The organism is Bacillus sp. JNUCC-21 (assembly GCF_041222765.1).
Classification (GTDB): domain Bacteria; phylum Bacillota; class Bacilli; order Bacillales; family Bacillaceae; genus Bacillus; species Bacillus velezensis.
In genome coordinates this window covers 2,735,106-2,748,270 of the sequence record NZ_CP166019.1, presented here as the reverse complement: position 1 = coordinate 2,748,270, position 13,165 = coordinate 2,735,106, and the positions used below count along the sequence as shown (strand labels likewise).

Genomic DNA, 13,165 nt, shown 5'->3' with positions numbered 1-13,165 from the left:
TCAAGGGAGAATGATAATGAAAAAAAGATATGAAAACTTGAATGGCGTGAAGAATGAACATGGATTCAGGGACATGTGGAAATGGATGAAAGAACGAAGAGAAAAAAGTAAAGACTTGAGCGAGAACATTCCGAAAGCGGTCACAAGGGATGTCCGTGATGTTGCCGTCAATCGGACGGAAACCGCCATAACTTGGATCGGCCATTCTTCATTTCTGATCCAAATACAGGGGCTTAACATAATGACCGACCCTGTATGGGCGCGGCGGATGGGTTTTCAAAAACGGCTGACAGAGCCGGGATATGAATTGAGCGAACTGCCTGACATTGATGCCGTGCTCATTTCACACGGGCATTATGATCATCTTGATTTTCCGAGTATAAAAAAACTGAGAGGAAACCCGGATTTTTACGTGCCTGCGGGATTGAAAAAGCTGTTCAACAAAAAAGGCCGCAAAAACGTTCATGAAATGAATTGGTGGGATCGTTTTGAGATGCGGGGGGTGAATATATCATTTGTTCCGGCCCAGCACTGGACACGGAGAACGCTTTGGGATACCGATACCTCTCATTGGGGAGGCTGGGTCATAGAAAGCAAAAACGGCGAGTCCATCTATTTTGCAGGAGATACAGGCTATTTTGAAGGCTTTAAAGAAATCGGAGAGAGGTTTCGTATTAATGCGGCGCTGATGCCGATCGGAGCATACGAACCGGAATGGTTTATGCAAGTGTCACATATCAATCCGGAAGACGCCGTAAAAGCGTTTTTGGAGCTGAAGGCTGACAGCTTCATTCCCATGCATTACGGGGCATTCCGGCTTGCTGATGATACAGGCCCGGAAGCATTAAGCAGACTGCACGGCGAGTGGGATCGGCTTGCATTATCTCCTGAAAACCTGAAAGCATTAGCGCTTGGCGAAACATTTTGGCTGTAACAGCAGGTTTTCGCTGCCGACACCAATCGTTTAAAAACGGTTGGTGTTTTGACGTCAATCAAAGGTGAATTGTCTCTGTATAAAACATGATTTTTCCGGAACCTGCGGTAAAAAACAAAACTTTTTACTCTTTTGTTTCACTATAAAATGAAAACGGTTTCGTATGCGCAGTATATTTAACCTATCACAATTGCTCCAGCAGAAACGGACAGGAAGGATAGAAAAACAGATGATATACATGAATTCAAGGCAGAAAAAGATTTTGTATCTGTTGTTATCTGAACCTGATGACTACTTAGTTGTGCAAGATTTCGCAGACAGGGTCCGCTGTTCTGAAAAAACGATCAGGAATGATTTGAAAACGATTGAAGATTTCCTGAATGAACATGCTCAAGCTCAGCTGATCCGCAAACCGGGATTAGGCGTCTATTTACATATATCTGAACAGGAAAGGTCACGGTTAAGCCGGCAAATTTATAATGAGCACTTTACATGCAGGCACAAGACCGATGAAGAAAGAATACTTCACATCGCTTATGATTTATTAATGAATTCAAAGCCCGTTTCCGCAAAAGAAATTGCCGCACAGCATTTTGTAAACAGAGCTTCCATTAAAAAGGATGTAAGTGCGGTTGAGGAGTGGCTGAAGCGATTTGATCTCATACTGGTTTCTAAACAGCGGCTTGGCTTAAAGATTGAAGGGGACGAAAAAAACAAAAGAAAAGCATTGGCGCGAATTTCAGATTTGATTGATAATGCGGAATTTACAAGCCAATTTATAAAAAGTAAGTTTTTAAGTTATGAAGCGGACTTTGTGAGAAAAGAAATCAAGTTATTACAAAAAAAACATTCTATCTATTTTACGGATGAAACATTTGAAAGTTTGCTGCTGCATACATTGCTGACTATCCGCCGTATCAAAATGAAACAGCCGGTCGCCATTTCTGCAAGACAGCTGGACGCGGTAAAAAAGAAGAAAGAATATGAATGGACACTGGCTTGTTTAAAACGGCTTGAGCCGGTATTTGCCATCCGGTTTCCTGAGGAAGAAGCCGTCTATTTAACTTTACATATAATAGGCGGGAAAGTCCGCTATCCATCGCAGCAAGAAAAGAAGCTTGATCTTGAAGATTCTGAGCTTTCCAAAGTCGTCAGGCATTTGATCAATCGTGTTTCAGAACTGCAAATGCTGGATTTTCATAAAGACCAGGAACTGATCAACGGATTGAACATTCATCTCGATCCGGTGTTGAAGCGGCTGAGCTATGATCTCTCTGTTTCAAACCCCATGCTTCACGACATCAAAAAAATGTACCCTTATTTGTTTCATCTTATCATTGACGTTTTAGAAGACATCAATCAAACATTTGATCTCTGTATTCCTGAAGAAGAGGCGGCCTATCTGACGCTTCATTTTCAGGCAGCGATCGAACGGCTGCGCCGAAGCAGTCATAACCCTAAAGGGACGATCATCGTCTGCCATATGGGCATTGGCATGTCACAATTGCTGCGGACTAAAATTGAACGCAAATTTCATTACATTACGGTAAAAGACTGTATCGCAAAAGCGGAGCTGACAGAGTATATCAAAAAGCATAAAGATATAGATTTCGTCATTTCTACGATAGGGCTTGGAAATGTAACGATCCCTCATATTGTCGTATCACCGCTTTTGGAGTCTGCTGATGAAAAGAAGCTCAGCGCATTTATGCAACAGCTTGATACATCACATCGCCGGGAGCAAAAAACGTTTAAAATGCTGAACGACACGACTCCGTTTCTCGTTTTTTTACAGCAAGAGACAGAGCACCGTTATCAGGTCATTGAAAAGCTGGCGCAGGCTTTGTATGAAAAAGGCTATGTAGAAAAAGAGTATGGCATTCATGCAGTAATGAGAGAAAAAATGTCGGCGACAAATATCGGGGCGGGTATTGCCATCCCTCACGCGAACTCTAAATATATCAAACAATCAGCCATTGCAATCGCCACCTTAAAAGAGCCGATTGAATGGGGGACAGAAAAGGTGTCGCTCGTTTTTATGCTTGCAGTCAAACACGAAGATCAAAACAAGGTAAAGCAATTATTCAGTGAGCTTTCCTATCTTAGCGAGCAGCCGGCATTTATTCAAAAACTGACGGAAGAAAAAAATGTGATGATGTTTTTATCGTATTTAAACTATTAAAAGTAGGGAATATCTCCCTGCTTTTTTCTGTTTATAGGGAAAAATGCCGTTATTTCCGGAACTTATGGTAAAAAAACGCGCTTATCACAGGCTGATTTCAGTATAAAGTTGAGACAAGATCTTGAAATTCAGACTGCAAAGGAGGATTTATATGAAACTGTTAGCGATTACATCATGTCCGAACGGCATTGCCCATACGTATATGGCTGCTGAAAATTTACAAAAAGCAGCCGGCAGATTAGGCGTTGAGATCAAAGTGGAAACCCAGGGCGGAATCGGGGTGGAAAATAGGCTGACCGAAGAGGAAATCCGGGAAGCAGACGCAATCATTATCGCGGCGGACCGTTCGGTGAACAAAGACCGATTCGCGGGAAAAAAGCTGCTGGCTGTCGGGGTTCAGGAAGGCATCCGCAAACCGGAAGAATTAATTCAAAAAGCGCTTAGCGGTGAAGTGCCGGTCTATCAATCTGCTTCAAAAGCTGAATCCGCAAGTCAGCAGGGCAAAAAACAAAACCCGATTTACCGTCATTTAATGAACGGCGTTTCTTTTATGGTTCCTTTCATTGTCGTCGGCGGATTATTGATAGCGGTTGCATTGACGCTTGGAGGAGAAAAAACACCAAAGGGCTTAGTCATTCCGGATGAGTCTTTTTGGAAAACGATTGAACAGATCGGCAGTGCTTCTTTTTCATTCATGATCCCGATTTTAGCCGGGTACATCGCGTTCAGCATCGCTGATAAGCCGGGTCTTGTCCCCGGAATGATCGGCGGATATATTGCGGCATCCGGCAGCTTTTACGACAGTGCAAGCGGCGCAGGATTTCTTGGAGGAATCATTGCGGGATTTTTGGCGGGATATGCGGCGCTTGGAATCAAAAAATGTAAAGTTCCTAAAGCAATACAGCCGATTATGCCGATCATTATTATTCCGGTGTTTGCCTCACTGATCGTCGGTTTGGCGTTTGTATTTCTGATCGGCGCCCCCGTCGCTCATATTTTCGCATCATTAACGGTTTGGCTTGCGGGAATGAAAGGTTCGAGTTCAATTCTTCTGGCATTGATTTTAGGAGCGATGATCTCCTTTGATATGGGAGGACCCGTAAACAAGGTGGCCTTTCTTTTCGGATCGGCAATGATCGGAGAAGGAAATTATGAAATCATGGGCCCGATTGCCGTTTCCATTTGTATACCGCCGATAGGGCTTGGGATTGCAACGTTTTTAGGAAAAAGAAAATTCGCCGCCGCAGAAAAAGAAATGGGAAAAGCATCATTTACGATGGGCCTTTTCGGTATCACGGAAGGAGCCATTCCATTTGCGGCCCAAGACCCCCTTCGTGTGATCCCGAGTATTATGGCGGGTTCTATGACCGGATCGGTGATAGCGATGATCGGCCATGTGGGGGACAGAGTGGCACACGGCGGCCCCATCGTTGCTGTACTTGGAGCAGTAGATCATGTACTGATGTTTTTTATCGCTGTAACAGCAGGCTCTCTTGTCACCGCTCTGTTGGTTAATGTACTGAAGAAAGATATGGCGAAATCCCCCGCGCCCGGCGAGGTGCTGCCGTCTGCCGCACCAAATGAAGCTGCAGCGGCAAAAGAAACAAAGGAACCATCTCAGGCTGACAGCCGAAAAGCCGGGATGACCGAAATCAAAAAACTGACTGACATTATCAGTACGGACTTGATTGAACCGCATTTATCCGGCGAAACGAGGGATGACATTATCGATGAAATGATCGAGAAAATGTCCCGTAAAGGTATGCTGCTGTCTGACAGCGGATTTAAGCAGGCCATTTTGAGCCGGGAACAGCAGGGAACCACGGCGATAGGTATGAATATCGCCATTCCGCACGGAAAGTCTGAAGCCGTCAAAACGCCGGGTGTCGCATTCGGAATAAGACGTTCGGGTGTTGACTGGAACAGCCTTGATGGTTCTGATGCAAAACTGATTTTTATGATTGCCGTACCGAAGGAAAGCGGCGGAAATCAGCATCTGAAAATATTGCAGATGTTATCCCGAAAACTGATGGATGACAGCTATCGGGAAAGGCTGCTCTCCGTTCAGACAAAAGAAGAGGCGTATGAGCTTCTGGAAGAAATCGAATAAAGCGGGGGATGATCATGTCTACTGAACCGATATTTTTCAATCCGGTTTTCAAAGAGAGAATTTGGGGAGGCGCCGCCCTGCGTGATTTTCACTATAATATTCCGTCCGAGCGGACAGGGGAGTGCTGGGCCTTCGCCGCTCATCAAAATGGACAGAGCACAGTTCGAAACGGCATGTATAAAGGATGTACGCTCGGTGAATTGTGGGAGCATCACAGAGATTTATTCGGAAACCTTGAAGGAGACCGTTTTCCTCTTCTTACAAAAATTTTGGATGCGGACCAAGACCTGTCCGTTCAGGTGCATCCGAATGATGACTTTGCCAAAATGCATGAAAACGGGGAACTTGGAAAAACCGAATGCTGGTATATCATTGATTGTGAAAAAGATGCGGAGATCATTTTCGGCCACAACGCAACAACAAAAGAAGAACTGATGTCCATGATTGAGCGGGGAGAATGGGACGGGCTCCTGAACAGAGTTAAGGTAATGCCGGGAGATTTCTTCTTTGTCCCAAGCGGCACCGTACACGCGATTGGAAAGGGCACACTTATTTTAGAGACGCAGCAAAATTCAGATACGACTTACAGATTGTATGACTACGGAAGAAAAGATGCGGACGGCAGGATGCGCGAGCTCCATTTGAAAAAAAGTATAGAAGTGATAGACGTTCCATCTGTCCGTGAACGGCCGACCGTTCAATATAAACAAACAGATGATCTGCTGGCAGCTGTTTTAATAGAATGTCCTTATTTTTCAGTCGAAAAGTGGGTTGTAAAAGGTGAAGCAAATCTATTCCAGCATCATCCCTTCCTTCTTGTCAGCGTGATCGAAGGAGACGGAATAATGATTGCAGGCGGGCATGAATATCCCTTTAGAAAAGGAGATCATATTCTCCTGCCTTCCGGTTTGGGAGAATATAAACTGGCAGGCCATGCAAATTGTATTGTGTCTCATCTGTGATCCTCAAAACCCTTCTCTGGCATCAGAGAAGGGTTTTACAAAAAGGGCGAAATTTCCAGTGTATCAGTGTTTTCGTTCCTGAATTTATTCTCTCAATTTGTATATCTCCCGAGCCATTGATTCAAGTATGTACATAGCGGGGATTTGGGTGGTGATATTCGCATTTTCAACCCATTCTTCCGTCACGTAATATGAAATATTCACATCGGCCATTTTGGCAATGGTTGAATGTTTATGATTTGTAATACTGATGACCCGGCTGCCTTCTTGTTTCAGCTGATTCAGATGAGTCACCGTAGAATCTCCTTCACCTGAAACCGATAATGCGATCGTGATACTGTTATGACGGAAATGGGAATGGGCCGGAAAGTAAGGATCTTTAATATACATTGAAAGTTTCCCTAAGCACGAAAAATATCTGGCCCCGTATTCGGCGAGAATTCCTGAACTTCCCACTCCGATAAAAATAACGCTTTCTGCATCGGCCGCAAGGGCTGCTGCTTCCTTCAGCTTTTCTTCCATCCCTCCGCTCACTGTTCTTTCAAAAAACTCGGCAACGGAATGATGGGGACTCTTTAAAATCGTTTTTTTATTTGCCTCCGTATACATTTTCAGCTTCACCTTAAACTCCGAAAACCCTTCACAGTTTATTTTTTTGCAGAAACGTAAAATAGAAGCCGTAGATACATGGGTTTCATTTGCCAATTCACGGATTCGCATATAGACGACTTTCTCGCTGTTTTGGGAGATGTAGTTGTATAAAGAAGTTTCAAGCTCGTTAAATGAAGCAATCATTTCGTGTGTGAACATGCAGGGGGATTCTCCTTTTTATGAGAATGGTGAATGTACATCTAATCGTAACATATCATTTTTAAAAGAAACATAGTGTTATATTTATGTGACAAATCACTTTTTGTGTCATTCAAAACAAGACGTCAGCCAATGATTTACGGCGCAAAACAACTGCGGATATAATTCGTTCATACGCTTTATGCATGATCTCTTCAAGGGTCTCTGACAAAAGCGGCCGAAAAAAGGAGGACAATATGAGTATCAAACTGATAGCGGTTGATATGGACGGAACGTTTTTGAATGATGAAATGGCCTATAACAAAGAGCGTTTTATGAATCAGTATCGTGAATTAAAATCGCGGGGGATTAAATTTGCCGTAGCAAGCGGAAACCAATATGCGCAGCTTACATCCTTCTTTCCGGAAATCAAAAGTGAAATCGCTTTCGTTGCTGAGAATGGCGCTTTCGTCGTGAATGCCGGAGAAGAATTATTCGCGGGTAACATGTCTGAAGACACTATAAAAGCAGTGATCCTTGCTTTAGAGCAGTATGAGGTGAAAAACGTCATTGTCTGCGGAAAAAAAAGCGCGTATATTCATGAAAATGCCGGTGAAGATGAATATCTGCATGCCAGTAAGTATTATTATGTGTTAAAAAGGGTGCCGCATTTTGAAAACATCGATGATGACATTTTGAAATTTTCCATCAGCTTTCCCGCCGAACATTGTTCCGCACTTCTGAGCTATTTAAAAAATGCAATCGGGTCTTTCGTTACGCCTGTATCAAGCGGGCACGGTGACATAGATCTGATCATACCGGGGCTTCATAAAGCGAGCGGGATTAAGCTTCTCCAGAAACAATGGGGGATGGGTGATGAAGAGTGTGCGGCCTTCGGAGACAGCGGCAATGATCTGGAGATGGTGTCCGCCGTGAAATACGGGGTCGCCATGGATAATGCGCATGAAAGTATTAAACAGGCTGCGGCGCATATCACGCAATCAAACAATGAAGAAGGGGTCTTAAATGCGATTGATTCCATTCTAAAATGTGAAAAACCCTTTGTCTGAAAAAGACGTTTTAACTGCGGAGGTGCTGAACGATGATTAAATTAGTGATTACGGATTTAGACGGTACATTTTTAAATAATCAAGGCGATTTTGACAGAACGTTATTTGAAAAGACAAAACGAGTAATGGAGGAACAGCATGTCGCTTTCGCCATCTGCACCGGGAAGCAGTGTGAAAGAGTGGAAGCTTTATTCGGAGAAGATGCGAAAGATTTTTGGATTTTAGGAGACAGTGCCACACGTATAAAAAAGAACGGCAAGTTCGTATATGAATCTTTGATCAGCAATGAAGCGGGACTGTCAATTATAGGCGCTTTAGAAAAAATCAGCTGCGGGCATAGCATTATCGCATGCACAAAAAATGGCGCGATCGTAAAAGAAAATCTGTCTGAAAGTGAGATGAAATATGTAAATGCCTCTTATGCACATGTAACGAAAATAACTGATTTTACTGAGATAAAAGACGATTTTATCAAGATTACGGTTCATGACCCCGACGCCAACTGTCCGGAAACGAGAGAAAAGCTGCATGAATTTTTTCACCAATTATATATCGTAGCATCAGAGGATACCTGGATGGACATAGCAAATATCGGAATACATAAAGGAACAACAGTACAAGAACTGCAGCGATTATTAGGGGTTTCGGCTGATGAAACAATGGCGTTCGGAGACGGCCGCAATGACAAAGAATTGATGGAAGCGGCATCCTACAGCTTTGCGGTTAAGAATGCCATTGACGAAATAAAAGATGCGGCGCACTTTGTCATCAAATCAAATGAGGAAAGCAGCGTCATGCACACGATTATGAGAATATTAGCGCTGCAAAAACAATGATGGGCTAAAATTAATGCGGCAGGACTTACTAGGGATAGAAAAAGCGGGCTATCCTCAGACTTTAATTCACTCCTGATTTTCCTAAAGTATGTTAAAAATGAATAAATATCTATATTTGACTCGATGGTATTGGTATAATATGTATAAAATGAATGAAGCAGTGTAATATCAAGATGAAAAAAATCACTTCATATCAGACAAAAAGCAGGAACTGCCTCGTTTTGAAATTGGGAGGTGTTTGTATTAGCCCGCTGTTGAGCCCCGCGTATATCATTCTCATTTTTCTTCCGGCAGCTTCTTTTCTGTTAGGGATTTTAGGGTATTTCATCTTTAAAAAAGTATGGATGATGGTTGTTATTGTCTTCATTTTGTCCTTGATATTCATGTTTATTGTAATAGGTGCCGAACCGACATTTTTCATTTGGGTGGCTATGATGACGGGGAGCTGTTTTGTCTCCGGTTCAATCACTAAGACGATATGGACTTTCGCAAAGAGAAAATATTAGACAGAAGAATCCTGTTTGAACAGCTATCCTTTTTTTGTCGATTGAAGAAAAAGAAGTATAGAGTTATCCGTTATGTTCTTATATTTTGTCTGTTGTTGTCAGATCGGGCTTTCTGTTAAAAATGTCTGTCTATCGTTTTGTTCTTTTTTAACTAAACGGAGCACTATAATTGAACTGTAGATACATAGAAAAACAAAAAAGGATAAGGAGGATTTTTATGTTTCAAACCTTAGACCATTTTTTGAAATCTTGGGAATTCGAAGCCGATGCGACACAAAAACTGCTGAATCATCTGACTGATGAATCACTTAAACAAGAAATCACTTCACAACATTGGACTTTAGGCCGTATTGCATGGCATACTGTCGCTGCCATTCACATCATTACCTCAAACACAGATTTAACGTTTCACGCTCCGGCTGAAGATTATCCTGTTCCTGCATCGGCGCGGTTTATTGCTGAGAGTTATCATCAAGCCAGTAATGCATTTGTACAGGCGTTAAAAACGCAATGGACTGACGATACACTTCAAGAATGTGTCAACTTTATTGGTCAGCAATTGCCAAATGGTTCACTTTTGATGTTTTTAATTCAACATCAAAACCATCATCGAGGACAAATGACTGTCCTTATGAGACAAGCAGGTTTACCTGTTCCGGGTATTTACGGTCCGGCAAAAGAGGAATGGATTAAATTCGGTTTGGAAGCTCCGAAATAGGATATTGTTGTAAGGGCTCGAATGAATAGATGATACCAATCGATGTTGGTATCTTTTTTGTTTTTTAGAGTTATTAAACCGGTATCCATGACATGCAGACGAATCAACAGTTCAAAAGATGTAAATTAAGGTCAATAAATGCAGAAAGGTGATTATGATGATAACTAAAATGACGCGATTCAATATGAAAGACTTCAATAAACCAAACGAACCTTTCGTTGTTTCAGGGAGAATCATCCCTTCATTTGAAAACAATGTTTGGACATATACAGAGGAGAAATTTGCTGAACCTTATGTCAAAAAATATGACGATGAAGACATTGATGTCAGTTATATTGAAGAAGAGGATAAAGTTGTCTTTTTTTATTACGCAGAGAACGACTGTGTCGGCCGGAGTAAGCTTCGTTCTAATTGGAATGGATACGCACTGATTGAAGACATTGCCGTTGCAGAAGATTATAGAAAAAATGGTGTCGGGACGGCTTTATTACATAAAGCGATTGAGTGGGCAAAGGAGAATCATTTATGCGGTCTTATGCTTGAAACACAAGATATTAATGTTTCAGCTTGTCATTTTTATGCCAAAAATAACTTTGTCATAGGAGCGGTCGATACAATGCTTTATTCCAATTTTTCAACAGCAAATGAAATTGCGGTTTTTTGGTACTGTAAATTTTAAATATAACAGTATTTGATGTTTCGTCATTCAGCGGGTGTGTCGCGAAGTATTCAAAACATCGGCTTGAGGATTTATAATAAGGTATATCAATCAATGCAGGGGGAGTTATGGATGAAGTGCAAAATCCTTTGTTGACCCTGCACTGGGGAAAAATGTCTTGTTTATGATGGGCGTCCTTTGCGGAGGCCTGATATTCGGCACTGCTGCAGGATTTGTGTCTATGGTTCCTTATATGATGAAAGATGTTCACCATTTAAGTACTGCGGCAATTGGAAGCGGGATTATGTTTCCTGGAACGATGAGCGTCATCATCTTCGGTTACATTGGAGGATGGCTTGTTGATCGGAAAGGTTCTTTATATGTGCTGACCATTGGGATTGCATTGATGTCTTCCAGCTTTTTAATCGCTGCCTTTTTTATAGATGCGACACCTTGGCTCATGACCGTTATCATCGTTTTTGTTTTTGGGGGGCTCTCCTTCACAAAAACGGTTATATCTACAATGGTATCTGGCAGTTTGAAACAAAAGGAAGCCGGCGCCGGAATGAGTCTGCTTAATTTTACCAGCTTTCTATCAGAGGGAACGGGTATTTCGATTGCAGGCGGTTTATTATCGACCCGCTTGCTGGATCAAAGGCTGCTGCCTGTTAACGCTGATCATTCCGCTTATTTGTACAGTAATATGCTCATTCTTTTTGCAGGAATCATCGTTATGAGCTGGCTGGTAAACATGAATGTCTATAAACGTTCGCAAAGGAATGACTAAAAAGGGAAAAGGATCAAACTTGATAAAAGTTTTGATCCTTTTTTTGAGGAGCTTCCTTATTCCGAAACCTTTTTTCGATCAATGAAAGGGGAGTTAAAGTGAATTACATTTATAAGAAAAAGGAAAAGAAAAATGGAAATTGTATCATTTCAATCAGAGATAAATGGGAGAATGCACTTATTGAGTTTGAACAAAAAAATAATCAAATTGAGATCATGATCAATTATCGTAACGAGAAAATAACCAAGTTTTCACTGCCAATCGAGACTTTTGAGAAAGTGTATGAGGATATTAAAATAGGCCGGAGAGAAAGTTAATCATTCTGTTTGAAAATGACCATGATGTTCGTAAGCAGTATGGTTTTAACACGCATTTGGATTTCCCTGGCAAAGTAAAGGTTTTTGGGGATTTATGTTAAAATAATAGTAAGAACCTTGTGCAGCGGACAGGGAGTTTCGTTGCTTTATAAGGAGAGGGAACTATGAAAAAAAATATTCACATACTGGGAGCCTCCGGAGTCGGAACTTCAACATTGGGTGTTGCATTATCAAAGCATTTGCCTCATACGCATCTTGATACTGATGATTACTATTGGTCAGACAAATTCACTAAGAAAAGAGAAATTCCTGAAAGAAGAAAGTTGCTTGAAAAAGACTTGACAATAAATGAGAAATGGATTCTTTCTGGCGCGGTGTGCGGCTGGGGCGATGATCTAAAAAGTTACTTTGACCTTGTCATCTTCTTATGGATTCCGCAAGATATACGGCTTGAGAGATTAAGGCATAGGGAATTTCAGCGTTATGGAAACGAAGTGTTAGCCGGCGGCAGTAAATATGAACAATCAAAAACATTTTTAGAGTGGGCTTCTTTATATGATAATGCTGGAATGGAAGTTAGAAGCAAAGCTTTACACGAACATTGGATGGCAGATTTATCTTGTCCATTGCTAAAAATTGAAGGAGATTACTCAGTCAATGAAAGAGTTGATCGTGTCTTGGATTATCTGAATTCTAATTAAACTAACGGATGGAGATAACTGAAAAACCAAAATTCAAAGACAGTTCCGGCCATTTTAACGGAGCTGTTTTTTTATACCGCTTTCAGTTTCTCTGTTGTGAAGTGATTTATTTTCGGCAGTATCCCACAATAGAGAAGTGATTTGTTCTTCGTGAGGAAGTTTTTGGTTAAGTTGCAAGAGACGGAACTCCAATGAATAGATACACCCTGAAACCTGTCCAGCCAGCGTTTAAGCTGGTTACGATTGAGTGAAAAGCCATTGCCGCCGGCAAAGACAATACCTGGAATGAAAAGTATTGCAGGGAAAGCTAATTTGGTCATTTTCCGTGAAAATACGGAAGGCTTTTACGCTGGCCGAAATATGTATGGCAGGTAACCCCGGAAGTGGCTGTATTGACTGGAGTTTTCACTAAAAAGGCGATTACACGTATTGCGCATGCAGCCGCCGTAAGAAGGTTACATGGCTCGGGACTCTTTTTGAATACGTGCCGAGAAGTGGCGGAACAATACCCTGAAGTGGATGATTATCATATCGATGCAATGACGGTACATTTAGGTTCGTCGACAGCTTGGGGCTTGCACTGTCAATTAATACA

The 13,165-nt window shown here is 41.9% G+C and carries 12 protein-coding genes and 1 pseudogene; 12 read left to right on the top strand and 1 reads right to left on the bottom strand.

Annotated elements, in window-relative coordinates; all coding sequences use genetic code 11:
* Positions 1-16 precede the first annotated feature (16 nt).
* From JNUCC21_RS13735 to manA, 4 genes are all read left to right on the top strand, one after another.
* Complete coding sequence (locus JNUCC21_RS13735) at positions 17-934, top strand: MBL fold metallo-hydrolase (protein ID WP_369878219.1); 918 nt, start codon at positions 17-19, stop codon at positions 932-934.
* A gap of 229 nt (positions 935-1,163) precedes the next feature.
* Entirely contained in the window at positions 1,164-3,116 is a 1,953-nt protein-coding gene (locus tag JNUCC21_RS13730) for a BglG family transcription antiterminator (RefSeq protein ID WP_072589397.1), read from the top strand.
* A gap of 151 nt (positions 3,117-3,267) precedes the next feature.
* A complete protein-coding gene (locus JNUCC21_RS13725; RefSeq protein WP_072589396.1) occupies positions 3,268-5,226 on the top strand; it encodes a fructose-specific PTS transporter subunit EIIC in 1,959 nt (652 codons plus the stop codon).
* A 14-nt stretch (positions 5,227-5,240) separates the two neighbouring features.
* Positions 5,241-6,188 (top strand): mannose-6-phosphate isomerase, class I, encoded by a 948-nt coding sequence (manA, locus tag JNUCC21_RS13720; RefSeq protein WP_015240265.1) that lies wholly within the window; start codon positions 5,241-5,243, stop codon positions 6,186-6,188.
* 84 nt (positions 6,189-6,272) lie between these two features.
* Here the strand turns inward: manA and JNUCC21_RS13715 are convergent, their stop codons facing one another.
* Positions 6,273-6,998: a MurR/RpiR family transcriptional regulator gene (locus JNUCC21_RS13715; protein ID WP_015417885.1), complete on the bottom strand. Its 726-nt coding sequence runs from the start codon at positions 6,996-6,998 to the stop codon at positions 6,273-6,275.
* A gap of 236 nt (positions 6,999-7,234) precedes the next feature.
* Here JNUCC21_RS13715 and JNUCC21_RS13710 point away from each other — a divergent pair, with 236 nt between their 5' ends.
* The 8 genes and pseudogenes from JNUCC21_RS13710 to JNUCC21_RS13675 all read left to right on the top strand — a co-directional run bounded on the left by JNUCC21_RS13710 (position 7,235) and on the right by JNUCC21_RS13675 (position 12,570).
* Complete coding sequence (locus JNUCC21_RS13710; RefSeq protein ID WP_059368072.1) at positions 7,235-8,047, top strand: Cof-type HAD-IIB family hydrolase; 813 nt, start codon at positions 7,235-7,237, stop codon at positions 8,045-8,047.
* 32 nt (positions 8,048-8,079) lie between these two features.
* Entirely contained in the window at positions 8,080-8,883 is an 804-nt protein-coding gene (locus tag JNUCC21_RS13705; RefSeq protein ID WP_025285030.1) for an HAD-IIB family hydrolase, read from the top strand.
* A gap of 152 nt (positions 8,884-9,035) precedes the next feature.
* Positions 9,036-9,389: a DUF2651 family protein gene (locus JNUCC21_RS13700; protein WP_369878218.1), complete on the top strand. Its 354-nt coding sequence runs from the start codon at positions 9,036-9,038 to the stop codon at positions 9,387-9,389.
* Positions 9,390-9,606: 217 nt separating this feature from the next.
* Positions 9,607-10,107 (top strand): DinB family protein, encoded by a 501-nt coding sequence (locus JNUCC21_RS13695; RefSeq protein WP_012118046.1) that lies wholly within the window; start codon positions 9,607-9,609, stop codon positions 10,105-10,107.
* 157 nt (positions 10,108-10,264) lie between these two features.
* Positions 10,265-10,786, top strand: a complete 522-nt coding sequence (gene satA, locus JNUCC21_RS13690; RefSeq protein ID WP_043021660.1) for a streptothricin N-acetyltransferase SatA — start codon at positions 10,265-10,267, stop codon at positions 10,784-10,786.
* Positions 10,787-10,913: 127 nt separating this feature from the next.
* Positions 10,914-11,552 (top strand): annotated as a pseudogene (locus tag JNUCC21_RS13685) (MFS transporter); the annotation flags it as partial.
* 98 nt (positions 11,553-11,650) lie between these two features.
* Positions 11,651-11,869: a hypothetical protein gene (locus JNUCC21_RS13680; protein ID WP_060562648.1), complete on the top strand. Its 219-nt coding sequence runs from the start codon at positions 11,651-11,653 to the stop codon at positions 11,867-11,869.
* 164 nt (positions 11,870-12,033) lie between these two features.
* A complete protein-coding gene (locus JNUCC21_RS13675; protein WP_060562647.1) occupies positions 12,034-12,570 on the top strand; it encodes an AAA family ATPase in 537 nt (178 codons plus the stop codon).
* The last annotated feature ends 595 nt before the right edge of the window (positions 12,571-13,165 follow it).

What these genes read in the sequence shown, in the direction of transcription:
- JNUCC21_RS13715 (WP_015417885.1), bottom strand. Translation starts at nt 6,998, where the DNA reads ATGTTCACACACGAAATGATTGCTTCATTTAACGAGCTTGAAACTTCT.
- JNUCC21_RS13695 (WP_012118046.1), top strand. Translation starts at nt 9,607, where the DNA reads ATGTTTCAAACCTTAGACCATTTTTTGAAATCTTGGGAATTCGAAGCC.
- JNUCC21_RS13710 (WP_059368072.1), top strand. Translation starts at nt 7,235, where the DNA reads ATGAGTATCAAACTGATAGCGGTTGATATGGACGGAACGTTTTTGAAT.
- JNUCC21_RS13735 (WP_369878219.1), top strand. Translation starts at nt 17, where the DNA reads ATGAAAAAAAGATATGAAAACTTGAATGGCGTGAAGAATGAACATGGA.
- manA (WP_015240265.1), top strand. Translation starts at nt 5,241, where the DNA reads ATGTCTACTGAACCGATATTTTTCAATCCGGTTTTCAAAGAGAGAATT.
- satA (WP_043021660.1), top strand. Translation starts at nt 10,265, where the DNA reads ATGATAACTAAAATGACGCGATTCAATATGAAAGACTTCAATAAACCA.
- JNUCC21_RS13675 (WP_060562647.1), top strand. Translation starts at nt 12,034, where the DNA reads ATGAAAAAAAATATTCACATACTGGGAGCCTCCGGAGTCGGAACTTCA.
- JNUCC21_RS13725 (WP_072589396.1), top strand. Translation starts at nt 3,268, where the DNA reads ATGAAACTGTTAGCGATTACATCATGTCCGAACGGCATTGCCCATACG.
- JNUCC21_RS13730 (WP_072589397.1), top strand. Translation starts at nt 1,164, where the DNA reads ATGATATACATGAATTCAAGGCAGAAAAAGATTTTGTATCTGTTGTTA.
- JNUCC21_RS13700 (WP_369878218.1), top strand. Translation starts at nt 9,036, where the DNA reads ATGAAGCAGTGTAATATCAAGATGAAAAAAATCACTTCATATCAGACA.
- JNUCC21_RS13705 (WP_025285030.1), top strand. Translation starts at nt 8,080, where the DNA reads ATGATTAAATTAGTGATTACGGATTTAGACGGTACATTTTTAAATAAT.